Origin of the sequence: Nitrosospira sp. Nsp2 (genome assembly GCF_003050965.1) — a bacterium.
Lineage (GTDB): Bacteria > Pseudomonadota > Gammaproteobacteria > Burkholderiales > Nitrosomonadaceae > Nitrosospira.
In genome coordinates, this window is sequence record NZ_QAOU01000003.1 from 236,686 (window position 1) to 259,917 (window position 23,232).

At 53.5% G+C, this 23,232-nt stretch carries 20 protein-coding genes; 8 read left to right on the forward strand and 12 right to left on the reverse strand.

Annotated elements, in window-relative coordinates; genetic code table 11:
- Nucleotides 1–240 precede the first annotated feature (240 nt).
- Nucleotides 241–1,239 (forward strand): diacylglycerol kinase family protein, encoded by a 999-nt coding sequence (locus C8R31_RS16565; RefSeq protein ID WP_258192642.1) that lies wholly within the window; start codon nucleotides 241–243, stop codon nucleotides 1,237–1,239.
- A 17-nt stretch (nucleotides 1,240–1,256) separates the two neighbouring features.
- Entirely contained in the window at nucleotides 1,257–2,228 is a 972-nt protein-coding gene (locus C8R31_RS16570) for a hypothetical protein (RefSeq protein WP_258192643.1), read from the forward strand.
- 55 nt (nucleotides 2,229–2,283) lie between these two features.
- On the opposite strand, the gene C8R31_RS08735 is transcribed toward C8R31_RS16570, so the two are convergent.
- From C8R31_RS08735 to C8R31_RS08755, 5 genes are read right to left on the reverse strand one after another with little or no spacing between them, the layout of a single operon-like run.
- Complete coding sequence (locus tag C8R31_RS08735; RefSeq protein ID WP_107693693.1) at nucleotides 2,284–2,925, reverse strand: HAD family hydrolase; 642 nt, start codon at nucleotides 2,923–2,925, stop codon at nucleotides 2,284–2,286.
- The gene (locus C8R31_RS08740) at nucleotides 2,922–3,851 is read right to left on the reverse strand and encodes an NAD(P)-dependent oxidoreductase (RefSeq protein ID WP_107693694.1); all 930 of its coding nucleotides are present in this window, start codon (nucleotides 3,849–3,851) and stop codon (nucleotides 2,922–2,924) included. The genes C8R31_RS08735 and C8R31_RS08740 overlap by 4 nt, the downstream gene beginning before the upstream one ends.
- A gap of 6 nt (nucleotides 3,852–3,857) precedes the next feature.
- Nucleotides 3,858–4,796 carry a phosphoglycerate dehydrogenase gene (locus tag C8R31_RS08745; RefSeq protein ID WP_107693695.1) on the reverse strand — a complete coding sequence of 313 codons (939 nt, stop codon included), beginning with the start codon at nucleotides 4,794–4,796 and terminating at the stop codon, nucleotides 3,858–3,860.
- A complete protein-coding gene (locus C8R31_RS08750; RefSeq protein WP_107693696.1) occupies nucleotides 4,793–5,554 on the reverse strand; it encodes an HpcH/HpaI aldolase/citrate lyase family protein in 762 nt (253 codons plus the stop codon). The genes C8R31_RS08745 and C8R31_RS08750 overlap by 4 nt, the downstream gene beginning before the upstream one ends.
- Nucleotides 5,555–5,597: 43 nt before the next feature.
- Entirely contained in the window at nucleotides 5,598–6,356 is a 759-nt protein-coding gene (locus tag C8R31_RS08755; protein WP_107693697.1) for a 3-deoxy-manno-octulosonate cytidylyltransferase, read from the reverse strand.
- 346 nt (nucleotides 6,357–6,702) lie between these two features.
- Between C8R31_RS08755 and C8R31_RS08760 the strand changes: the two genes are divergently transcribed.
- Both C8R31_RS08760 and C8R31_RS08765 read left to right on the forward strand, forming a co-directional pair.
- Nucleotides 6,703–8,022, forward strand: coding sequence for a hypothetical protein (locus C8R31_RS08760; RefSeq protein ID WP_107693698.1), 1,320 nt, complete (start codon nucleotides 6,703–6,705; stop codon nucleotides 8,020–8,022).
- A 46-nt stretch (nucleotides 8,023–8,068) separates the two neighbouring features.
- Nucleotides 8,069–9,115: a glycosyltransferase family 2 protein gene (locus C8R31_RS08765; RefSeq protein ID WP_107693699.1), complete on the forward strand. Its 1,047-nt coding sequence runs from the start codon at nucleotides 8,069–8,071 to the stop codon at nucleotides 9,113–9,115.
- 175 nt (nucleotides 9,116–9,290) lie between these two features.
- Here C8R31_RS08765 and corA read toward each other — a convergent pair whose 3' ends face one another.
- The 4 genes from corA to rpiA all read right to left on the reverse strand — a co-directional run bounded on the left by corA (nucleotide 9,291) and on the right by rpiA (nucleotide 13,402).
- Nucleotides 9,291–10,361: a magnesium/cobalt transporter CorA gene (corA, locus tag C8R31_RS08770; protein ID WP_107693700.1), complete on the reverse strand. Its 1,071-nt coding sequence runs from the start codon at nucleotides 10,359–10,361 to the stop codon at nucleotides 9,291–9,293.
- Between the two features lie 14 nt (nucleotides 10,362–10,375).
- Nucleotides 10,376–11,926: an exopolyphosphatase gene (ppx, locus tag C8R31_RS08775; RefSeq protein WP_107693701.1), complete on the reverse strand. Its 1,551-nt coding sequence runs from the start codon at nucleotides 11,924–11,926 to the stop codon at nucleotides 10,376–10,378.
- Nucleotides 11,927–11,952: 26 nt separating this feature from the next.
- On the reverse strand, nucleotides 11,953–12,660 hold the full coding sequence (gene phoU / locus C8R31_RS08780; protein ID WP_107693702.1) for a phosphate signaling complex protein PhoU: 708 nt from the start codon (nucleotides 12,658–12,660) through the stop codon (nucleotides 11,953–11,955).
- A gap of 82 nt (nucleotides 12,661–12,742) precedes the next feature.
- On the reverse strand, nucleotides 12,743–13,402 hold the full coding sequence (gene rpiA, locus C8R31_RS08785; RefSeq protein WP_107693703.1) for a ribose-5-phosphate isomerase RpiA: 660 nt from the start codon (nucleotides 13,400–13,402) through the stop codon (nucleotides 12,743–12,745).
- Between the two features lie 103 nt (nucleotides 13,403–13,505).
- Between rpiA and ilvA the strand changes: the two genes are divergently transcribed.
- From ilvA to C8R31_RS08805, 4 genes are all read left to right on the forward strand, one after another.
- The gene (ilvA, locus tag C8R31_RS08790; protein WP_258192659.1) at nucleotides 13,506–15,053 is read left to right on the forward strand and encodes a threonine ammonia-lyase, biosynthetic; all 1,548 of its coding nucleotides are present in this window, start codon (nucleotides 13,506–13,508) and stop codon (nucleotides 15,051–15,053) included.
- 450 nt (nucleotides 15,054–15,503) lie between these two features.
- Nucleotides 15,504–16,829 (forward strand): porin, encoded by a 1,326-nt coding sequence (locus C8R31_RS08795; protein ID WP_107693705.1) that lies wholly within the window; start codon nucleotides 15,504–15,506, stop codon nucleotides 16,827–16,829.
- A 763-nt stretch (nucleotides 16,830–17,592) separates the two neighbouring features.
- Nucleotides 17,593–18,219: a metalloregulator ArsR/SmtB family transcription factor gene (locus C8R31_RS08800; RefSeq protein WP_107693706.1), complete on the forward strand. Its 627-nt coding sequence runs from the start codon at nucleotides 17,593–17,595 to the stop codon at nucleotides 18,217–18,219.
- A gap of 439 nt (nucleotides 18,220–18,658) precedes the next feature.
- Nucleotides 18,659–20,014, forward strand: a complete 1,356-nt coding sequence (locus C8R31_RS08805; RefSeq protein ID WP_258192644.1) for a porin — start codon at nucleotides 18,659–18,661, stop codon at nucleotides 20,012–20,014.
- Nucleotides 20,015–20,103: 89 nt separating this feature from the next.
- Here C8R31_RS08805 and C8R31_RS08810 read toward each other — a convergent pair whose 3' ends face one another.
- The 3 genes from C8R31_RS08810 to C8R31_RS08820 form a co-directional block, all read right to left on the reverse strand.
- A complete protein-coding gene (locus C8R31_RS08810; RefSeq protein WP_107693708.1) occupies nucleotides 20,104–20,547 on the reverse strand; it encodes a GNAT family N-acetyltransferase in 444 nt (147 codons plus the stop codon).
- Between the two features lie 82 nt (nucleotides 20,548–20,629).
- Nucleotides 20,630–21,934, reverse strand: coding sequence for an adenylosuccinate synthase (locus C8R31_RS08815; RefSeq protein WP_107693709.1), 1,305 nt, complete (start codon nucleotides 21,932–21,934; stop codon nucleotides 20,630–20,632).
- Between the two features lie 103 nt (nucleotides 21,935–22,037).
- On the reverse strand, nucleotides 22,038–23,207 hold the full coding sequence (locus C8R31_RS08820) for an ATP phosphoribosyltransferase regulatory subunit (protein WP_107693710.1): 1,170 nt from the start codon (nucleotides 23,205–23,207) through the stop codon (nucleotides 22,038–22,040).
- Nucleotides 23,208–23,232: the final 25 nt, after the last annotated feature.

The window sequence follows — 23,232 nt, forward strand, 5'->3', positions numbered from 1 at the left end:
CTGTTCCTGTGGCGATAATGCCATATATGTTGTAACCTGCGCGGCTTGTCTCATTCATACACAAACTTCCATCGGCAAATTCAACAATTCAGGAGCCGTAATTTTTTCTGGCTCGTGGCGATGCAGTCGCAAGTTAAGGGTGAGGTTCAGTAACAGCCGGAATCGAATTCACTCAGAGGTAATCAAAGACGTTGACGGGAGAAATGGTTTTGCACTTTTTGTTTATAGCGCATGGATTGAATGATAGAACAATCGCGGGTTGATCGGATCACAGCAGGGGCGGCAACGGTCGGATTCCTGTTCAACCCGTTGAGCGGCCGGATACGCAAGCGCGTAGCCGCCATAAGGCGAGAAATCGGCAGAGTTCCCAACGCTACCTGTCGAGAAGTGACGAACGCACCAGAGATTCATGCTTCTGTTGAGGCTTTTCTTGAGGCTGATATTGATCTGCTTGTTATCGTAGGCGGGGACGGTACGGTGCAAGGAGTCTTGAACCACCTGTTCGCGTTACAGCCGGGCTCGAAATGGCCGGTCTTAACCATCATTCCAGGTGGTACGACCAATATGACAGCGCTGGACTTGGGGATTCAAGGCCGCCCGGAATATCTCTTGCAGAAGTTGTGCGGGTGTTTGCTGGATACCAACTCACCTGCATTTGTGCAGCGGCATGTCCTGTCCATTGAACAGACAGGGGTGCCTAAGGTCTATGGCATGTTCTTCGGTGTTGGACTGATTGCCCGAGCGGTAATTTTTTCCCAAGGCAAGATCAAGAAGCTGGGTGTCACAGGCGAGATCTATTCAGGATTCATCATGCTGGGATATCTCGCTGGCGTGCTTCTTGGTCGATGCCACGGTGCCTGGGCACCGGCTAAAATTTCCGTTACGCGCGATAGCGGCAAATCCCATCATGGAACTTATTCATTTCTTTTCGCAAGTACGCTAGACCGTTTGCTGTTTGGCATGCGCCCTTACTGGGGCCGGGAGGAGCAACCGGTGCATGTTACGTTTGTGAAACAGCAGCGCAAGAAATCGGTACGCATGATATGGCCGCTCCTCACTGGTCGTGGGAATGTCCTTCCGGAAAATAACGGTTATTACAGTTGCAATACCGGGGTGCTTGAACTGGTGATGGATGACGATTACATCGTCGACGGCGAATCCTACCGGGCAGCAGGAAAAGATGGTCCATTGCGGATAACGCCAGCCGGTCCGGTCTGCTTTCTGGTTGCGGATAAATAAAGACGAGCGCAATAAAAATGGCAAAGTGCCCTCCCACAGTAGATCAGCAACTCCCGGATGAACTAGTCGCGGAGATGGCCTTGTTGAGTTCAAAGGCGGTAGCCGCCGATTTTATTGTCCTGGTTGAAGAGTTGAAGGCGCGGTTCGGCTCATCGCTCGATGCCGTACTTCTCTACGGGTCCTGCTTGCGCGCACATGAAATTGGGGAGGGCGTGGCGGATTTCTATGTGGTAGTGGACAGTTACGTTAATGCCTACCCCGAGCGCTATTTGCGCTACCTTAACGCGTGGTTGCCACCCAATGTATTTTATCTTGAGGTATCCAAGGGGGAACAGAAGTTCCGCGCCAAGTACGCGGTCGTCTCCATGGCTGACTTTGAAAGCGGAACACGGCAATGGTTTCACCCATATTTGTGGGCGCGATTCGCCCAACCTTCGCGATTGCTATACGCGCGTGATGAGGTTATACGCAGGCGTATCCACCGCGCGCTGGCTCATGCGGTCATAACATTCCTGAGATCAAGCCTTCCAACGCTGGACTCTTCCCCAGCTAATGCCGAAGCCGTTTGGACCAATGGATTGAGTCAAACCTATGCGGCTGAACTGCGGCCCGAGCGCGCCGCGAGGGCGCGCCAGCTTGCGCAATTCAACCTAGATGAGTTTGCCCGACTGACCGCTCATGCAACGCCTGCACTGAAGGATAGCCTGGAAGTGCTTCCGGACGGGCACTATCGATGTGTGGCTGACGCAGTTGCGCGGCAGCACTCGCTAAAGCGCTGGCGCTTGCGCCGCTGGCAGGGAAAAGTGTTGTCTGTGCTGCGGCTGTCGAAGGCAGCATTTACTTTTCAAGACAGTATCAGCTACGCGGCCTGGAAGATCGAGCGTCATACTGGCGTGCGTGTAGAGGTCACGCCGATGTTGCGGCGGCATCCCTTACTGTGGGGTTTCAAGGTTTCATGGCGATTGTTGCGGCGCGGTGTAATGCGTTGATTGTCAGCTTGCCTGCTTGAGCTGTGGCTACTCAATAATCCGGCGCTGACACTGCTCAGGTTAATAATTGACTCAGATCGGGTATGACGTCTACATGCGGGGGAAACGGGTTCTCATCGCCGGGACGCACACGCCCAAGGAATGCGATATTGTTAACGTATGCACTCTGATAATCGATCAGCGCATCACCGATCATCAATACGCGCTCGGGAAGGAGGGCGTGGGCCGACAAAATATCCGCGATCAGCTTCTGCTTTGGTGTCGGGGAACCGCGCACAGCGGTAAAATAGGATGCCAGTCCGCGGCGACTTACGATTGTATTCAGTTCGGCTTCAGGTGTCCCGGAGGCGACAAACAAAGGTATTCTCTCAGCCTCCTTACGAATCAGCTCTGCCGCTCCCGGCACGGGATCGCTGGCTATCACGGCTTCGAGCACGAGTTGGGAAAAACGCCGGTCGAGGTGTTGCTCTTCCTCTGCGGTAAGCGGGGGCTTCTCCAGAAGGGTTTCCTGGAAATAACGAAATTTCTGATAGCGCGACATGCCCCCGTGCAGAACATGATATCGCGCTACCGCGCTCATTACCGTCTCGCCATGGTCGCGATAGAGATTGGCGAAGGCTTGCGTTTTGATTTCTCCCGATTCAACCACCACGCCGTCAAAGTCGAAAATGATGGCTTGCCAGATTGCGGTCTTCATGCTCTGTTGTCCGACGCGGATGGCGTCGCCTCATCATTTTCATCTGAGTGATGCATGCTTTGGTGAATATCCTGCAAGCAATCGAGAATACCCTGGCCTAGATCGACATGCTCGTTGAGCACCAGTTTGTGGCCGATGCGGGGCTGGAAGGCATACGGTGTAACCTCGTAATGATGCCCCGCTCGGGCCTGGTCAAAATGCAGGTCAATTTTCCACGGCATGATTTCCGAGATCATCGTCATGACATCCTTAATGCGTAATCGCTCCTGTCCAGTCAGAATAAGATGGCGGTTGGCAAATTCCGGCGCCAGTACCTGCACGCTCATGCGCGCCGCGTCCTCCACGTGGATATACTCGCGGATTGCCTCGCCACTACCGTGATATGTTATCGAATGTCGTTCCAGTGCTTCGTGCAACATACGGTAGATACCGTTACGCGCGTCAGCGCGCCTGCCGTACAGCGATCCGTAGCGTAAAATACTATAGTCCAGGCCGTAGCGTTCATAGTATGTTTCGATAAAGCGCTCTGCCGCCTGCTTGCTTGCGCGGTAAAAAGAGCCCGACTCCGAATAGACATAAATGGTGCTGGCAAAGACGAATCGGCGTGCGCCCACTACACGCGCCGCTTCCAGCGCGTGCATATTGCCCAATACGTTAATTGTAGCTGTCGCCAGTGGCTTATCGGTGGCTTCATCGATATCGGCGATGGCGGCAAAATTATAGACCACATCGGCACCTTTGGCTGCTTCCGTCACCTGGTCCAGATTCATGATATCGCCAATGATCATCTCCTGATCATGAGTCTTGTAGGGCGATTGAGCGCGGTCGAACAAACGCACCCGGTAGCCGGCAGCCGATAACGCGTCGGCGACATGGCTGCCAAGAAAACCACTGGCGCCATACACAATAGCAATTTCGTTGGACATTCCTGTTTACTCGTTCCCGATGACGCCCGCTTCCTTCAGGCCATGAAGCAGGTTGTCCGCGGCTTCGAGCTCCATGCGTTGGCGCGACTCCCTGGCAAGTGAGCCGATATGTGAGGTAAGGATCGCATTTTCGCATTTAAGCAGCGGGCCGTGGTACGGTTCCTGCTCGAAAACGTCAAGTGCAGCCGCATCCAGTTGTCCTGAAGCCAATGCTTCCGCCAGCGCTGTTTCATCAATCAGGCCCCCGCGGGCTGTATTTACGACGATGGCCCCACGTTTTACCCGCGCCAAGTTTTCCTTGTTCAGCAGATGGTGTGTATCGGCATCGTATGTGACGTGAAGGCTGATGATATCCGATTCTGCCAGCAGCTTCTCCAGGGGCACCAGTTCGACCCCCTCCGGCGACTCATGTACATATGTGTCATGCGCGACCACTGAGGCTTCGAACGCCTGGCACAAGCGAGCCACACGCCGGCCTACCCGTCCCAGGCCGATGATTCCCACCCTTTGCGCAGCCAGTAAACGTCCTTGAGTTCGTGGCCATTGGCCCATGCGAACCAGTTGGTCAGTATGGCATACCTGTCTCAGAGCGGCGAGTATCAGGGCTAAGGTGAGTTCCGCAACCGCCTGGGCCGGGGCCTCCGGCGTGTTCAGGACGGTAACGCCGTACCGTTTTGCAGCAGCGAGGTCGACACTATCCAGCCCGCTCCCACAGCGGGAAACTACTTTCAAGCTTCTCGCGGACGCAAATACGCGCTCTGTCAGGGGCTCTATCCCAGCAACCATTCCGACCGTATCGCCGCCCAGCAATGCAATGACTTCGTCTTCCGTAAGTTTGCGTCCGTAACTGTTGCTGGCAATGCCCACGCCCTTTTTCATCAAATACCGAATATGGGGATTGTTATCGGTATCAAACGAAGAGGTGGAAATGACGACTTTGCTCATAGCGCTTCCCTTATTTGATGCATATGGCCCCGACAAAGTGTATCGAGGATACGAATGTCCAGCCCATAGCCAAGAAAGTTAAAGCCGGCTTTAATATTTCGCAGCAACTGGTCCGGATCGGGTTCAACTACATGAATGCCCCCAGGTTTTCCAATACGCTGCCCGGCCTCTTGTACCCGTTCTATCGCAGATTGGACCTCGGGATAATCCAGTTCCCCGGGGCGTCCCATGGAGCCGGACAGATCATAAGGTCCAATAATGTAAGCATCAATTCCCTCCACTGAAAGAATTGAGTCGATTGCGTCGACCGCATCGATATGCTCAATCATCGCTACTACTACGGCGTTATCCTCAAGCCAACGCCGGTATTGCTGAAATCGCGCCCCATAGCCTTGAGCGCGGGCCAAACCGACCCCTCGCTGGCCGCGGGGAGGATAGTATACGGCCTGAACAGCAGCCTCGGCGTCTGCTGCGGTTCTGACCATGGGGACCATTACGCCCGTTGCGCCCGCGTCCATTACACGTTTGATCTGGTCAGGATGATTCGAGGTAAGCCTTACAATGGCCGGACACCGCTGTCCATCCAGCACCTGGATCAGCCTCTGGACCTCGCTTAGTTCCAGGACGCTATGCTCGGTGTCCAGCACGAGCCAATCAAACCCTGCTGCAGCCATGATCTCGGCAATTGAGGGATGGCCCAGCGTGATCCACGAGCCAATGGTCAAAGCATTTCGTGCCAGTTTTGCTTTAAGTTGCATGAATTTTTCCTTCGAATAACTGCGCTGCTTTCACCAAGCCTACTCAATACGAGCCAACCAATGGGTCAGCCATCATCAGTATAGCCACTCGCTCCAGATCGGCTTGAGTATCGACTGCCTGCGTGTTGAACTCGGTTCTCACCATCTTTACCTGATATCCATGCTCGAGCAACCGAAGCATATCGACTGATTCCAGCTTTTCCAACGGCGTGGATGGCAATCGCGCAAAATCGAGCAACGTCTGACGCCGAAAAGGGATGACGCACACCTGTTTGAAGGCGGAAGTCTGCGAAAAATTTTCCAGAGATGAGGGCCTCATGGTCGGGATAGGTTGCCGCGACATGTATATGGCATTGCCGCGTTGATCCATGACTACCTTGATTGTGTTAAAATCAGAAAAGTCGGCCTGGTTGTCAATTGGACGCACCAGGTTCACGCAGCCGAGCTCCGGATCGTGCTGAAACGGCTCAATCGCTGAATCGATCATCTCCGGGCGCGTCATGGGTTCATCGCCTTGCACCATGACAATAAGTTCAGCGTCGGTTCCGGCTGCCGCCTCTGCAACTCGATCACTGGCCCTTTCATGGGTATCAGCCGTCATGATAACCGGCGCGCCAAAATCCTCCGCCACACGTCGAATTTCTTCATCGCAAGTGGCGATATACGTGGCGTCGAGCGATTGGCTCAGGGCTACGCGCTTATAAACATGCTCCAACATGGAGCGGCCCAATAGCTTTGCAAGCGGTTTCCCAGGGAAGCGCGTTGCACCCATGCGTGCCGGTATTACAGCAATCGTTTTCATCAGTATTTGATATTTCCTTGGCGTTTTTAATTAGAGCGATGTGTTCAGTTACTGACCGCCACGTACCGGGTTTTATGCCAGTATCGCGAACCAGTGTTAGGACAACGGGAGTAGGGGGTTATGACGTGTTTTGTTTGCAACTGCCGGGATTTTTACTCTTGGTGGGCTAGACCTGCTTCGATATTTTAGCAGAACGCTGTAAAGTTTAAACCACGGCTGTGCTAGTAAACCGATATCCGCAAGTGTACAATCATAAAATTTTTCGCACAAAACCGATCTGAATGTGCTGTAAAACAATGACAAATCTACTGCTTGTTGTTCACGTGCAAGGGATGAATATTGCGGTATGAAGGCCCTTTTTTTCCTCCGCCATTATAACGACATCGATCATATTACGCCGGTCATTTCGAAGTGGATCGATTCCGGTCATACATGTGACATCGTTCTGATAGGCAACTCCCGATTCAAGAACGATTATCGCATCAACTTCCTGAAGGGACTCAAAGGCGCACGCATGGCCTACATTGCCGATGTGTTGCCGCCGCTCGAGTTTTTCATGTGGTTTTTTCAAACGCTGATATTGATCCGCAGTTTGCGGCGGCCTTTTATCGGCCCGATCATGAAGGCGCTAGAAGACGTTTATGATGCGAAGCGGCGTCAGCCGGTTTGGCAGAGCACTGCCAAACGCTTGCTGTCCAGAAGTTTCAACGAAAATGATGAGGGCGTGGTTGTATTTGACTGGATTGAGAGAAATTCATCTATTTGCGTGGAATGGGTTAAGGTTGTGCTATCCACCGCGCGTTCAATGGGCCTCGGCACGGTATCGCTCCCGCATGGGGATAGTCCTCATGCCAGCCAGCTGATTCGGCGCCGTGAGCTGCGCCTCGAGCCCGACACTACATTTGCAAATGCAGGCATTTTTGATAAGGTTGTGGTACCAAACGAGTTATGCTCCGTGCGCTTTCGTCCGTTTATGGACAATCAGAAGCTTGCCGTACTGGGCTCGCCCCGTTACTGCGATGAGTGGCTGGCGAAATTAGCGACCCTGATGCCGCCCTCGCCGCTTACCCGCTCGGACAGCCGGTTAAAAGTCGTGATGTTTCTGAGGAAGAGCAACTTCTCGACCTTTTGGGAAGAAGTGGGTGAAGTGGTTCGTGTCGTGGCAAGTTTTCCTGGAGTGGAGTTGGTCATCAAGCCACACACCCGGGGGGGGTGGCAGCAATCCCTGACGAAGGACATTTCCCTTCGACGACTGTCGAATGTGAGTGTCGCAGGCGATATTCATTCCATTTATCTCATGAATTGGGCCGATGTCATCATTGATCTGGCTACTTCAGTCGTATTTGAAGCGGTGAAGGCCAACAAGCCGGTGTTGGCTGCCGATTACCTGCATGCGGGCCGTTCAGCATTAGCTGAGTACATGCCCGAGGCAGAACTGCGCTGCCGGGACGACGTATATAAGCACATGGAAAAATTTATCTCACACGGATGTGATGCGTTTTATATAGAAGAACATCGTCAACGCTTCTTGAACGAAATGATTAATGTGGGCGACCCCGACGTATTATCCCGATACGTGGCGCTGCTCGAGGGGCAGGCGCGGGCGAAATCCCGCCAGAATCAGACCCATCCACACGAAAGTCACGCAGATCTTGCGGTCGCGTGAGTGGCCAGCTGCCTGGACAGATATTTCAGGGAGAACACTGAGCCGAATGCCGGGCTTGCCGTCAATAGATGTGGTCATTCCCGTCTACAATGCGCCAGAGCTGACTCGGCGCTGCATTGATTCCGTCGTTACCTGCCTCGGCAGTTCCGTAAGGCATATCTACATCCAGGATGACGCCTCGGGTGATGAGACGCGCCAGATGCTGGATCAACTGCCGTATCCGGACATACATGTTTATCATGCTGAGGAAAATCAGGGCTTCGGGGCTTCAGTAAATGAGGCGGTCCGTCGCTCTGACGCATCCTATGTGCTGGTACTCAATTCAGATACGGAGGTAAGCGAAAACTTCCTACCGACGTTGAATGCGGCTTTGGCGGCTGACCCGCAGCTAGCGGTCATCATTCCCGGCGGAAACGACTATGCCAGGCACGATCTGGATCAATATTTGCGTCGTCCGGGCGGGTACATCGAAACCTACCGTCTGCAAGGCCATGCTTTCCTCATCCTGCGCAGTGTTTTCGAGGAAGTTGGCGGGTTTGACCCCGCGTTTGGGCGCGGCTATTATGAGGATGTGGATCTTGGTCGCCGACTGAATCAGCGCGGCTGGCGGATTGGTGTTCATCCCGATGCAAGCATTCAACACAAGGGGGGCGGCTCCTTCGGCCGCGGACGCTCCTTTAGAGAACTAGTGCGGCGCAACCGCAGTCTTTATTTTTCGCGCTACCCTAACGCATGCCGTAACGTATTGCTTCTTTCTGGCAACTTGACCTTGGCGCAGTTTCCCTCAAGTCTCCTCGATACACTTGGGAACGTGCTTAAAGAAGGTGGGTACGTACACTGGCTGACGCCTGACCCCTCGCAACCGCTTCTCTGCCTGCAGATGCGCAGTAATTCCGCGGGTTTTGGCGCCGCGGTAAGCCTCCTGATGCGCAGTTGGCGGGCGGACAAGCGTATCTCTGAAGTGTGGATACTGCCACGTGTTTCACGGCTGCTCCGTGCGTCGCTTATTTTTTGGGCGCGTATCTGGGGGCTAAAGGTGCTTTCCTGGGAAAGGGCCGAGACAACGCGCGACTGTACTCCAAAACTGCTCTGAGTTTGAATACGCTTCTGGCTTAAGAGGGGTGGACCTTGACATGTCACGGCGGGAGGTTCAAGGCACCAATCGACTCATGCCGCAGCGAAGCGCGCGGCAACTATTAGGCCGATTGGAAAAGCGCGTCCAAAGACCCCCGTTTTTACCGAATTTTTACTACCACCAGGTTTTTTTGCTACAACCACTTTTTCCAGCGGAATAAAAGGAGCATGACTCCGGAGGTTGCCGCCATCGTGCCGAGAACCCCGAAGAATCCCCAGTGCCAGTCTAGGCCAGGGAGGTACTCGAAGTTCATGCCATAGATTCCGGTAATCAAGGTTAGCGGCATGAATATGGTCGTGATGACAGTGAGCACTTTCATTATTATACCGAGGCGATAGCTCACGCTGGACACATAGATATCCAGCATGCTAGCGGTCAGGTCGCGCAGGGAGTCAACCGACTCGATGATATGAATGGTGTGGTCGTATACGTCCCGCAAATAAAGCAGCGTATTGCGGGTGAAGAGCGGGGAGTCTCCCCTTTGCAATGAAGTGATTACCTCGCGCAGGGGCCACAACGATCTGCGCAGGAAAACATTCTCGCGCTTTAGAGAGTAAATTGAATGCAGCGTGCCAGGTTGAGGGCGGGCGACCAGTTCGGCTTCCAGTGCTTCGGTTTTTTCGTCAAATGTTTCGAGAAACAGGAAGTAGCTGTCTACGATAGCGTCGATCAAGCTATACATCAAAAAATCTGCGCCCAATTTTCTTATTTGGCCTTTTCCCGAATGTAAGCGTTCGCGTACCACTGCGAACGGATCCCCATCCCCTTCCAGGAAGGACAGCACGAAATTTTTTCCCAGCACCAGACTGACTTGGTTGGAGCTTATTCTCTCTCCCTGGGCTTTCTGTTCGTAGTCGAAGGTTTTCAGTACCACATAGAGATAGTCCCCGTAATCCTCCAGCTTGGCGCGTTGGTCGGTATTGACGATATCCTCCAGCACCAGCGGATGAAGGTTAAAACAGACGCCGATTTGCTTTATGGTACCGATGTCGCCTAAGCCGTGAAGGTTGACCCATTTAATCCCATGCGCGTGCTTGAGTTTATCGCTCAGTTCGGCAGCGGTTACATGGGATTCGCGTACGCCATTCGCGTCGTAATCCACCAGGGTCATGTGAGCAGCCGCGCTTTTCTGGGTGCCGATGTGCACCAGGGTGCCCGGCGGCAGCCCCGCTTTTGTAGATCGTTTTTTAGCGGGTGATGACATTCGATGGTGTGCGGTTATGCACTGGATGAGTTTTTGCTTGCTTTGTCTGCCTCACGGTCGGCGTTTTCCCACCGTGTATCGATTTTAAAATTGAACCCGAGGGGGGTCCATTGTTCAACTTCGGCGGAGAGGGCCGTAACGGTCAACGGATTGCGATCCAACCATGCCGGTTCGATCCGCAACTCGAATGCTTTATCGCCCAGGCTCACTTCCAGCCGGGCTAATTTGATGTCACCGCGGCTGCGATGGAAAATCACTGCTAGGCGAAGCGAAAAAATCAGGGCGAAGTCCAACCGTTCGGTAACGGAATCCCGCACTTTTACAGCCGCACCCCGATGAGCGAGAGCAAGCACGCTCAGTCGATCTTGCTCTCTCCTTGAAAAACCCGGCATATCGGCGTTGCCGAGAATATATGCAGAGTGCTTGTGGTAGCCGGAATGCGCTACTGAAATGCCGACTTCGTGCAGTCTGGCCGCCCACGAAAGGACCTGAAGCGACTCTTCCAAATCGTCTGGAAAATCCCTCAACAATTGCTTCCCCAGCAATAGCGCCAGCGATTCAACCCGTGCCGCCTGGGCGGCATCCACACGGTAGCGTTGCATAAACTGCTTTACCGTCGTTTCTCGCATGTCCTGGTTATGAAAGCGTCCCAGCAGATCGTAGAGCACGCCTTGCCGTAACGCGCCCATGGCCTGAGACATGCGGCGGATCCCCAGCTCGGAGAATGCAGCGGACATGATTGCGAAGCCCCCGGGAATAACGGGCGCGCGGTCGGGACGTAGCCCGGCTAATTCCAGTTTCTTTACGTCTCCAACCTTAAGCAAGTACTCGCGAAAATTTTCCAGCCCCTCGAATGTGATGTCCCCCTCGCGGCCGGCGCTATCGAAGCTGTTCAAATGGATGATGTCCCCGAGTGCCCGCGCAGTTCCGGATGAGCCAAATGCCTCCTCCCAGTGAGAACTTGTAAACCCCGCAGCGATCTCCTGGATTTCGCTACGCGCCAACAGTTCGGCGCGTTTCATGGCGCTCTTTGTGATCTTCCCGTCGGGAAAGCACCGCAGACTATAGCTGACGCAACCCATGTACAGGCTTTCCATCCTGACGGGTTTTAGACGCCTCCCAATAATAAATTCCGTAGAGCCGCCGCCAATGTCCATGACCAGACGGGGGTCGGCTGAGATGGGCAGGCTGTGAGCCACTCCCAAATAGATAAGCCGCGCTTCCTCATGCCCGGAGATTACCTCGATCGGAAAACCGACAGCGGCCTCAGCTTTTCTAAGGAACGCGGATGCGTTTTTCGCTACTCTCAGTGTGTTCGTAGCCACTGCACGGACCGAATGCGAAGGGAAACCGCGCAGCCTCTCCCCAAAACGTTTGAGACAATCGAGGGCGCGTGCCTGAGCATCCTCATTCAGGCGTTTATCGGCAGTAAGCCCGGCGGCAAGCCGAACCATTTCACCCAAACTGTCGAGCGGATAAAGCTGTTTTCCGACGACTCGCGCGACTTGCAAGCGGAAGCTGTTAGAGCCGAGGTCGACCGCCGCGAGCGTGGAATATTCGCCCATATTTCGCCCCGACGTTGCCAAGGGGCCTATTCGCTTACTTCGCGTTCGATTTCTTCAACAGTAACATGGCGCACATCTCTCCCCTTGACCATGTATATAACATACTCCGCCATGTTCTTGGCGTGGTCCCCAATGCGCTCGATCGCTTTCGCGATAAACAGAATCTCAAGCGCAGTAGAAATTTTTCGCGGGTCTTCCATCATAAAAGTGATGAGCTGCCGCATGATGGAACGAAATTCTTCGTCAACCAGTTCATCCTGCCGGACCACTTGAGCTGCCGCTGCCAAATCCAGACGTGCAAATGCATCCAGCGATTTGCGCAACATTTCCATCGCAATGTGAGCGACATGCCTGATCTCCACGAAGCGGGGCATATGCATACGGTCGTTCTCATAGATGAGTTTGGCCATGCGCGCAATTTTTTCGGCTTCGTCGCCAATACGCTCCAGATCGGTTATGGTTTTTATGACCGTCATGATCATGCGTAAATCGCCAGCAGCCGGCTGTCGACGGGCAATGATCTGGCTGCAGATTTCGTCTATCGACACTTCCATTGCATTAACTCGGTGATCATCTGCGATGATGTTTTCGATCAAGGATTCATTTCCGCTGGTAAGGGCGTCAATGGCTTTCTCGATCTGTTCTTCCACAAATCCGCCCATATGTAACACGCGGGTACGTACGGCCTCAAGATCGGCGTCGAATTGCTTGGAGATATGTTCGCTGCTCGCCATCGCTTACCTCGTAGATCAGCAAAGAATTAAAAAAATGAAAATGATACTGCCCGGTTATGACTACTTTGTTGCGGCCCGCCAATCAGATACTAATTGTTCGTACACCTGCGGCGCTGCTCAGCAGCAATACATCGGCCCCACGCCGAGCGAATAGGCCGTTCGTCACCACGCCTGTAATCTGATTAAGGGTCGTCTCGAATTCGACCGGGTCCAGAATTTGCAGGTTGTGTATGTCGAGAATCACATTGCCATTATCGGTGGTGAATCCCTGCCGAAGCATAGGCTGTCCGCCGAGTCGCGTTATTTCCCGCGCGACATACCCGCGCGCCATTGGAATCACTTCGATCGGCAACGGGAACTTGCCCAGTATCGGCACGAGCTTGCTTTCGTCGGCGATGCACACGAATTTTTTGGCCACCGCGGCCACAATTTTTTCGCGCGTCAAAGCCCCGCCCCCGCCTTTTATCATGTGCAGGTGCTCGGTGATTTCGTCGGTACCATCCACGTACACCGGAAGTTCATCAACACTGTTCAAATCAAGGACTTCGATACCGCGGTCTCTCAGCCTGCGTGCGGTCGCTTCTGAGCTTGCGACTGCGCCGTCAAGGTTTCGCTTGATGCTCGCCAGCTCGTCTATGAAGTAGTTTGCAGTGGAGCCGGTGCCCACGCCAATTATGCAGCCGGCGGGAACATACTGAATGGCGGCTTTGGCAGCCGCACGTTTTTGTTCATCTTGCGTCATGTCTGTTGTAGGAAGAAAAAAATTAAAAATTATTTAGCAGGATAATCCTATCCGTCGATTTTAACAATTAAGCTGGGCGTGCGGACCTTTCCGTCATGTTAAAATTCCTGTCTCCACACACCGCAGAAAAGCCAATTCCATGCAAAATAATTATCTCGAAAGAATCCTCACCGCCCGCGTTTACGATGTGGCCCTGGAGACTCCCCTGGAGCTTGCGCCCAATTTATCCGCCCGAATCAACAATCAATTGTTCCTGAAGCGCGAGGATATGCAGGAGGTATTTTCCTTCAAGGTGCGAGGGGCCTACAATAAAATGGTCAAGCTTTCTCCGGCGGCGTTGAAGCGTGGCGTAGTCGCCGCTTCAGCGGGCAATCACGGGCAGGGTGTCGCGCTAGCGGCGCAGCGCCTGAATTGCCGTGCAACGATTGTGATGCCCTTCACTACACCCCAGATAAAAATGCAGGCGGTTGAGGCGCGTGGCGCGACTGTAGTGACGCATGGCGATTCCTATGACGAGGCTTATGCGTACGCGGTGAAATTGGGCAAGCGTGAGCGAATGACCTTCGTGCACCCGTACGATGATCCTGATGTCATTGCCGGCCAGGGTACCATCGGGATGGAAATCCTACGTCAGCACACTGGCCCTATCCACGCTATTTTCGTGCCCATAGGGGGCGGCGGGCTTATTTCCGGTATCGCCTCATACGTGAAACGGCTGTATCCGGAAATCAAGATGATCGGAGTTGAACCCCTCGATGCCGACTCCATGTATCAATCCCTGAAGCAGCAGCGTGTGGTTAGACTTCCTCAAGTAGGCTTATTCGCGGATGGAGTCGCAGTAAAGCAGGTGGGGGCTGAAACCCTGCGCTTGTGCCAGGAACTGGTCGACGAAATCGTTCTGGTGGACACCGACTCTATCTGTGCTGCCATCAAGGATGTATTTGAGGATACCCGAGCCATCCTGGAGCCATCCGGGGCACTCTCCATCGCCGGGGCAAAAGCTTATATCAAGCGTGAAGGACTGCGGAATAAACACCTTGTTGCCATCTGCTCCGGCGCCAACATGAATTTCGATCGACTGCGTCACGTCTCCGAGCGGGCAGAGCTGGGGGAGCAGCGCGAGGCAGTCATGGCGGTGACCATTCCAGAGGAACCCGGGAGTTTCAAAAAATTTTGCGCCCTGCTGGGAACGAAAAGCATTACTGAATTCAACTATCGTTATGCCGATCCAAAAGAAGCACATGTGTTTGTAGCCGTATCTGTGCGCGACCGTGCGGAAGCGGCCAAACTGATCGAAAGCCTTGAGAAAAGCGGTTTGCATACCGTGGATCTCACCGATAACGAAATGGCAAAACTGCATGTGCGTCACCTGGTTGGCGGACGGGCCCGTGAAATAAAAAATGAGCTGATATATCGGTTTGAATTTCCAGATCGCCCTGGTGCGCTGATGAAGTTTCTTAACAGCATGAGCCATCATTGGAATATCAGCTTATTCCACTATCGTAACCACGGTGCGGACTATGGACGCGTGCTGGTAGGAATACAAGTTCCGCCCGAAGAGAAAGCCGAGTTCAAAATGTTTCTCAACCAACTCGACAACCACTACTGGGATGAAAGCCAGAACCCGGCTTATAAGTTGTTCCTGGGTTAAATCATCGGGCGCGCTGAGGAGACCGCGAACAAGCGAGCACGAGTAGAAAGGCGGACGTTCCCTACCTCTACGGTTTTTGGTTAGATGGCAGACAGGGGCTGCTGCCGGTGCAGCCCCGGGAAATCTGTTACCGTCAACGCCAATTTGCCGGTCATCGGGGCGGCCGTGACCCGCAGCGCTATCTGCGGCTACGACGGGTGCTTTGACCTATGCCTGATACCGAAGGATGCGGTTTATTCACTCGAATATGCCACTTTCCTCACCAGATTCGCTATCTGAAAAACCGGCCCCGCTCAGGTTGCGGTAAAATCCCCAAGCCGCGCATGGTGCTGAAATTTTAGCGGTACGTTGCCACCGGGTTTCTCTTGTCGGCTCTGGGAGGTTCATTCATTTTTCCGTTCGAAGGCAACGCATACAAGGCTCGTTCAGAGGATTGAGGGAAATGCAGAAATGAATTGCCTGCCTAAGTGCAAGGGTCGATTTTTATTAGGCATCATAGGCGGATTATTATCCCTCGTCATAAATAGCGGCAGCGTTCATGCAGGCAACCTGGGTAATCTGTTCCAGGACACCGGCATCAAGATTGGTGGTTGGGTCAATGGCGGGGCGACATATAACCCCAATTACCCGGAGAATGGATACAACGGCTCCGTGACCTTTGCAGACCGGGCCAACCGGTTCCAGTTGAACCAGTTCAATGTGTTTTTGCAACGAACAGTGGTCACCGAAGGCAATGCGTTCGACATTGGCGGCCGCGTTGATTTCATGTTTGGAACCGACGCGATTTACACCCAGGCTTTTGGCGTACCCCCTTTTGATGTGAATTCCGGCCAGCCCCTGGATCGAGGAAATTGGGATCTCAACTTGTGCTGTTCCTCTACCCGTACTTACGGCATTGCGCTCCCTCAGGCATATGTGGAAGCTTATCTGCCTGTCGGCAACGGGCTAAACATCAAGGTGGGCCGATTTTATTCACCGACCGGGTACGAAACGGTTCCCGCGCCGGACAATTTTTTCTATACCCATGCGTACACTTTTACGAACGGTGAGCCGTTTACGCATACTGGGCTGGTGGGTAACTACTCACTGAATTCAAACTGGTCGGTTATGGGCGGCGCCACAACAGGCAGCGCGACAGGCGGGTGGGATGGCACAATTGATAAACAGGTTGGGAACTGGGGCGGGCTGAGCGGACTTACCTGGACCAGCGACGATATGCGGACCTCGGCGAACATTACGGGTACGTATAGTGAGACATCAACGCGCAGCAATAAGCCTTGGGGCATGTACAGCATCGTGTTGCAGCATCGAATTACCCCTAAAACCCATATGGTGCTTCATCACGCTCATGGTTACGCCGGCGGAGTTTTGCTGAACGGCGAATCCAAAAATGCCGAGTGGTATGGCATTAATACGCATTTGTATTATGACCTGCTGAATGATTTGACCATTGGCATTCGCGGCGAATGGTTCCGGGACAGGGACGGTTTTCGGGTTTTTTCGCCGTTCCGCGTGATGGCGGCGACCGATAACACCGGATTCAGCTTCGCGGGGAGTTCTTTTACCAGCGCACCCGCTGATTATTATGCGGTCACGTTGGGTGTGAACTGGAAGCCGGCAAAACGACTGAGGATGGAATCGAAGCTGGTGCAAAAACTCAATATCCGGCCCAATATCCGGTATGACAGGGCGGATGGTATCGATCAAGCGTACAGGCCCTTCGATAACAGAAAAGATCAGTTCCTGTTTTCCCTCGACGCAACGATTCCCTTCTGATTTCACCTGTGCATCAGTTCCCACCGGGAGTCATACGCAGCTGAGGCGTTTTTCAGACCATCGCAGACCGGCGACGATGTATCCGATCTCCTCGCGCAAACCCTGCCTTGCGAGGCGGTTCCATATTCAAGGTACTCCTATATTAAAGATTTCTCGAATGCTTCAATTGCGTTTACGCTCGGTATCCTGGTCCCTCTGGAACCAAGGATTCGTTCGTCACGCGCAATGTCATTTGTTTTGCCGGGCATTTTCCAACCCCAACCCGCGGTGGCGGCAGCCTCTCCTAGTTTTTTGCCGCACTGGGGCCGCGGGATGAGAGTTCAATGGCGAGCTTGTCTACCATAGAGACAGCTTTTTCCCTCCCAATGCTCCAGTAGCCTCTGCTCCTCAGCCTTGGTCCGCATTTCTCCGGCCGAATTCCTATAGGATCTTGTCAAGGCATCTTGATCACAAGATGCTGGGCAGCTTTGCGGATCGCTGTGCACAGTTTCCCAATTTATTGGAGCGCATCATGCCAATGGGATAAGAGATTTAGCGCAACAAACATTATCCTTTTCATCATGACAGCTTCTATGGAAAGGCCAAAAAAGTAGCCTACCCGGAGGCGAGCGAAACTTAGCCTAATATAATTCTCAAAAAACTTTTACAGGTTTATTGGGTTAGCAGTGCTTTAATGTCCTACTCTCTTGTTATTTATGTCGTAATCGTGTATTAATGAGTGATAATAAATGGACTTTAGGGCCCGGATGGCCCAGATGCATATATGGGTGAGCGGCAGAAACAATTGCTCAAACTGCTGCGCGGGAGTAAGCCTGGCCTAAGCGTGGATGAGCTTTCCAAAGGGCTTGAGATTACCCGCAATGCGGTGCGACAGCATCTCGCAGCTCTCGAGGTGGCGGGGTTGGTGGGGACTGGTGCGTCACGCCCCTCTGGGGGAGGCCGCCCGCAGCAACTTTATGTCCTCACCGAGCTTGGCAAGGAAATGGCTCCCCGTCAATATTCCTGGCTTGCGCAACTGGTCCTGGCCTCCGTTCGGCGCGAGGCGGGCATCGATATGGGCAAGCGCATGACCGAAATCGGCGCGAATGTTGCGCATCAGATACGCAGCCAATACCCCGGTCTCAGCACCCATAAGGAGAAAGTCGAGAAGCTTACTGAAGTGATGGATCAGCTAGGTTACAGCGCAAGAAATGCAACCGTGTCCGGCGGTGAGTCGATCATTGAGGCCGACAACTGCGTCTTTCATTCTATGGCGAAAAAGGATCTTGCAATCTGTCATTTGGATAGGGGATTGATGGGAACCTTTACCGACAGCGATGTTGAGCATCATGAATGCATGGCACAAGGGGGAAACGTCTGCCGCTTCAAGCTCAAATCGAAAGAAGAATAGATGTATCGGATCAGCTTCTTGTCGATTCCAAAGGCTGAGAACGCCCCATATCGATTCCCGCGCGGTGAAGTAACCGCGTACGAGCATCACAGAGTAACCGCGTACGAGCATCACAGCGAACGTCACGCTTCCTATTCTTCCGCAAAAACTGTAACTGCACCCCTCGAATTAGCAACGCCCGCAGACAGGTTCAATCACTGGCGCGGTTCCTGCATACTAATACAACGGTTTGATCCTTTGAGGCAATGCCTCATGTTGATCCAGAATCATAACAGCAAACATCACAAAATCTTCACATATCCATCACAAATATTTTACATATATCATGTTACTTTCGGGTGAAAATAACAACTTTATCAATAGTGTTTTGGGGGGGGACCAAGATATGTCGCGCATACCAAGAATAAGAAGCCGAATCATATTCGCCTCCGCAGTTGGCATGTTGGCCACCGTGGTTAATGCGACCAATGCCAATGCTGAAACCTATGCCAATGCAAATGCCAACAATATAAATGGCGATAAGCGCGGCACCGTAGCTGGCGTCCGAGACACTGCACTGGACTGGTTCAAGGAGAGCGGTATCAAAGTCGGGGGCTGGGTCAACGGTGGTGCGACTTTCAACCCGAGTCAGCTGACTGGGTTTAACGGCCCGGTCACCTTTACCGACCGCTCGAATCGAGCGCAACTGAATCAATTTTACGTTTACGTACAGCGTGCGGTCGTGGCAGAAGGTAGCAGCTGGGATTTCGGGTTTCGCGCCGACTTCATGTTCGGCTCCGACGCCATTTTTACCCAGGCTTATGGCGTTCCATCATTTGATGTAAATACGGGTCAACCCCTGTCCAGAAGCAATTGGGATCTCGACTTATGCTGCGCTTCAACCCGCTACTACGGTATCGCCTTTCCCCAAGCTTTTGCAGAGGTGTATGTGCCGGTCGGCAACGGGCTTAACGTGAAGGTCGGTCATTTTTATACACCCATTGGTTATGAATCCGTGCCTGCGCCGGACAACTTCTTTTATTCGCATGCGTACACCATGCAATATGGGGAGCCTTTCACGCATACCGGTGCGCTGGGGAATTACAAACTACACAAGAACTGGATGTTTATGGGCGGGGTCACGACCGGCAGCGCTACTGGCGGCTGGGACGGCGGTTTCGATAAACAGCTGGGCAACTGGGGCGGTTTAGCCGGCATCACGTGGACCAGCGATGATATGGGAAGTTCTGCCAACCTCAGCGGTTCCTATAGCGAGACATCCACGCGCAGCACCGAACCGTGGATGCTATACAGCTTGGTATTGAAGCATAAATTTACTCCCAAGACCCATTTTGTCTTTCAACACGACCATGGTTTCGCGGGTGGAGTTTTATTGAACGGCGTGACGCAGGATGCAGAGTGGTACGGCATCAACACGCACTTTTATTACGACCTGATGCCCGAACTATCGGTGGGCGTGCGGGCGGAATGGTTCCGGGATCGAGATGGGTTTCGTGTCTTTTCCCCTGGCCGTGTGGCTGCCGCGACGAACAACCGGGGATTAAGCTACGCTCTCGGCCGCAACCAGTTTGGCAATAGCACCGCGAGTCCAGCCGATTATTATGCTGTCACCGTAGGGATGAACTGGAAAGCGGCAAAGACGCTGAAGCTTGACTGGAAGGCGATGCAGCAGTTCAACGTGCGACCGAACGTCCGCTACGATGCGGCGGACGGATTGCATGGCGTGGACTACCGCCCTTTTGGCGGACATAAAGACCAGGTCGTGATGTCCCTCGACTTCATGCTGCCGTTCTGAGGTGATTCGAGCTTAGCCAGGCAGGGAGCAAAACAGGGGAGAACCGCAAAAAGGGGATAACTGTTTGTACATGCCAGTTCTTGGCATAGTTACTTAATCTGCCTGTCATACGGCCGGTAAGCCATTCTCACATGAGAAATTCCGGCTTCCATGAATTCTTCCCCTACCGCTTGGAAGCCTAGTTTGCGATAGAAAGCAGTCACGTATACCTGCGCATTCAAGGTGACCTGGCGGACTTGCCGATCCTTGGCTTCGTCCAGCAATTTTTCCATCAGTGCGCTGCCCACGCCCTGCCGCCGCCATTCTTTAAGCACAGCCATGCGTCCGATAGTGCCGTCGGGCAGCAAGCGCGCCGTGCCAATAGGATGGAGCATGGCGTCTGCCGCTAGTACATGGATACACTCCGCATCGAGCCTATCCCATTCCAGTTCCACCGAAATGCCCTGTTCGCGGATAAACACGGCTTCGCGTACCAGTTTCAGTGCCGCGCTATCATTATGCCAACTTGCCAGACGCACCGTGTACGCTGCCATAATTTATCGACAGAAAGTCAAGTCGCCGTGGCAGGTGTGGACCGCATAAGTGGAATGTACCGGACAACCCCTATGTCGACAATTACTTGAAGGGATGACGCAGTACGATCGTCTCCTTTCGGTCCGGGCCGGTCGATATCATGTCTATGGGCACTTCGCAAACCTCTTCCACTCGTTTCAAATATGCCTGCGCTGCGGCGGGTAACTCCCCGAAATCTCTGATTCCGACAGTGCTTTCACTCCATCCCGGCATTTCTTCGTAAATAGGCTCGCAACACGCGAGTTCGTCCGCACCCACGGGCAGGATACTCCTGTGTTCCTCCCCGTTAAGACCGGTCAACTTGTAACCCACGCCCAGGCGCAACGTCTCTACGCCGTCCATCACGTCAAGTTTGGTAACGCACAGTCCCGAAACGCCATTGATCTGAATGGACCGTTTTAAGGCAGCGGCGTCAAACCAGCCGCACCGGCGAGGCCGGCCCGTGGTGGCGCCAAATTCGTTACCACGCTTCGCCAGGTGTCTGCCGACGTCGTTGTCCAGCTCGGTAGGAAAGGGGCCGGAGCCAACTCGGGTGGAGTAAGCTTTGGTGATGCCCAATACGTAATGCAGCATTTGCGGACCAACACCGCTTCCGGTAGTTGCTGCGCCCGCAATACAGTTGCTAGACGTAACGAAGGGATAAGTCCCGTGATCGATATCAAGTAACGTTCCCTGCGCCCCTTCAAATAACAGGTTATGCCCGGATCGATTGGCTTCAAACAAGAGCCGTGGCACGTCCGACATCATAGGTTTAATCCGGTCTGCCAGGGAAAGCGTGTCATCCATCGTTTGCTGAAAATCCACCACAGGTGCCTGGAAATAATTTTTAAGCACAAAGTTATGATAGTCCAGCATCTCGCCGAGTTTGGCGGCGAAACGGTCACGATGAAACAAGTCTTGCAGCCGGACCGCCCGACGCGCTACTTTATCCTCATATGCCGGCCCGATACCTCGTCCAGTCGTCCCAATTTTTTCCAGCCCCTTGGCTGTTTCCCTGGCGTTATCGAGGGCGATGTGGCAGGGAAGGATAAGGGGGCAGGCTTCACTGATGCGAAGCCTGCCGCGCACATCGACCCCCGCTTGTTCCAGCATGTCCACCTCATCCAGCAATGCCTGCGGAGAGACCACTACGCCATTGCCAATGTAACATGCGACATCCGCTCGCAAGATTCCTGACGGGATCAAGTGCAACACCGTTTGCTTGCCTGCTATGACGAGGGTATGCCCGGCATTATGGCCTCCCTGGAAGCGGACCACTCCCTGCGCATGATCTGTAAGCCAGTCTACTATCTTGCCCTTGCCCTCGTCGCCCCACTGAGTGCCAATGACAACCACATTTTTGTTCATGTCTGCCGGTCTAGAATAATTAATGCATCGTTGAGCCTGGAGAGCGAAGGAAGATCTCTCTGGCAAATTGGTTCGGACGTCGCGATTTTTGACGGCTGTCAGCTTAAAAGCTTACGACCGCCCAGCTCCCGTGCTTCAGCATTAGTTTACGGTCACAATTGAGAATTTCCGGGCCGTACTCATGCCCGGGAAGATCGACAATCACTACCTGGCCTTCATTACGAAGCTGTTCCATTTTTTCTTCAAGTCGTATGTCTCCCTTCACGTATGGCGCCAGAATCCCCTTCGGGGAAGACTCCATTTGGACCAAACCGGAGAGTTCGCGCAGGTCCATGCTAAATCCAGTGGCGGGACGCGCCCTGCCGAAGGCTTTGCCAACCTCATCGTATCGTCCTCCCAAAGCGATTGCATTCGGGCTGCCGGGTGTATATGCGGCGAACACCATCCCGCTGTGATAGTGATAGCCACGTAGGTCAGCAAGATCGAACGCCAGGGTATCCACCAGCGGGCGCAACTCCGCACCTGTCGTCTCTAACTCATCCAATGCCGTCATAATTTCGGGATAGTCCGGAAGGTGTTTGCGCGCGAGCGCTAATACGCTTTCGTCACCGTAAAGTTCAGGCAACAGCAACAGGGCCTGACGAACGCGGGGACCTATAATTGCGTCAAATTCCCGGCACAGTTCCGTTAACGCGTAGGTATCTTTCGCCTGCAGTGCGCCAAATAGTCCCTTTTCCAGTTCAGCTTGAATACCCGCGCCCCTGACCAAGCCACGAAACACGGCAACGTGCCCCAAATCAATATGTATTTTTACTATACCCGCGATCGCCAGCGATCGGAGCATCAGTTGCTGAACTTCCAGATCGCTTTCCAGCCCAACGTGACCATATAGTTCCGCACCGATCTGAAGTGGCTCGCGAGTACGAGTCAAACCCGACGGCACAGCATGCAATACACTGCCCGCGTAACAAAGTCGGGCAACACCCTTACGGTTCAACAGGTGGGCGTCGATACGCGCAACCTGAGGCGTCATATCCGCCCGAAGTCCCATCATGCGCCCGCTCAGTTGATCAACGACTTTAAACATACGCAAATTTGTGTCGCCCCCACTGCCGGTGAGTAATGATTCCACATACTCCAGCAACGGCGGCCCGACCAACTCGTACCCGTGCACCAGCAGCAGGTCTATGACGCGTCTCCGCATCATCTCAATACGAAGCGCCTCGGCAGGGAGCAAGTCTTCAATATATTCAGGAAGAATCCACGCAGGCATGATGACTTAATGATTGTATGAAGAG

Bases quoted from the DNA above. Each gene is read 5' to 3' on its own strand.
- C8R31_RS16565 (WP_258192642.1), top strand. From the start codon at position 241: ATGATAGAACAATCGCGGGTTGATCGGATCACAGCAGGGGCGGCAACG.
- C8R31_RS16570 (WP_258192643.1), top strand. From the start codon at position 1,257: ATGGCAAAGTGCCCTCCCACAGTAGATCAGCAACTCCCGGATGAACTA.
- C8R31_RS08735 (WP_107693693.1), bottom strand. From the start codon at position 2,925: ATGAAGACCGCAATCTGGCAAGCCATCATTTTCGACTTTGACGGCGTG.
- C8R31_RS08740 (WP_107693694.1), bottom strand. From the start codon at position 3,851: ATGTCCAACGAAATTGCTATTGTGTATGGCGCCAGTGGTTTTCTTGGC.
- C8R31_RS08745 (WP_107693695.1), bottom strand. From the start codon at position 4,796: ATGAGCAAAGTCGTCATTTCCACCTCTTCGTTTGATACCGATAACAAT.
- C8R31_RS08750 (WP_107693696.1), bottom strand. From the start codon at position 5,554: ATGCAACTTAAAGCAAAACTGGCACGAAATGCTTTGACCATTGGCTCG.
- C8R31_RS08755 (WP_107693697.1), bottom strand. From the start codon at position 6,356: ATGAAAACGATTGCTGTAATACCGGCACGCATGGGTGCAACGCGCTTC.
- C8R31_RS08760 (WP_107693698.1), top strand. From the start codon at position 6,703: ATGAAGGCCCTTTTTTTCCTCCGCCATTATAACGACATCGATCATATT.
- C8R31_RS08765 (WP_107693699.1), top strand. From the start codon at position 8,069: ATGCCGGGCTTGCCGTCAATAGATGTGGTCATTCCCGTCTACAATGCG.
- corA (WP_107693700.1), bottom strand. From the start codon at position 10,361: ATGTCATCACCCGCTAAAAAACGATCTACAAAAGCGGGGCTGCCGCCG.
- ppx (WP_107693701.1), bottom strand. From the start codon at position 11,926: ATGGGCGAATATTCCACGCTCGCGGCGGTCGACCTCGGCTCTAACAGC.
- phoU (WP_107693702.1), bottom strand. From the start codon at position 12,660: ATGGCGAGCAGCGAACATATCTCCAAGCAATTCGACGCCGATCTTGAG.
- rpiA (WP_107693703.1), bottom strand. From the start codon at position 13,402: ATGACGCAAGATGAACAAAAACGTGCGGCTGCCAAAGCCGCCATTCAG.
- C8R31_RS08795 (WP_107693705.1), top strand. From the start codon at position 15,504: ATGAATTGCCTGCCTAAGTGCAAGGGTCGATTTTTATTAGGCATCATA.
- C8R31_RS08800 (WP_107693706.1), top strand. From the start codon at position 17,593: ATGGGTGAGCGGCAGAAACAATTGCTCAAACTGCTGCGCGGGAGTAAG.
- C8R31_RS08805 (WP_258192644.1), top strand. From the start codon at position 18,659: ATGTTGGCCACCGTGGTTAATGCGACCAATGCCAATGCTGAAACCTAT.
- C8R31_RS08810 (WP_107693708.1), bottom strand. From the start codon at position 20,547: ATGGCAGCGTACACGGTGCGTCTGGCAAGTTGGCATAATGATAGCGCG.
- C8R31_RS08815 (WP_107693709.1), bottom strand. From the start codon at position 21,934: ATGAACAAAAATGTGGTTGTCATTGGCACTCAGTGGGGCGACGAGGGC.
- C8R31_RS08820 (WP_107693710.1), bottom strand. From the start codon at position 23,207: ATGCCTGCGTGGATTCTTCCTGAATATATTGAAGACTTGCTCCCTGCC.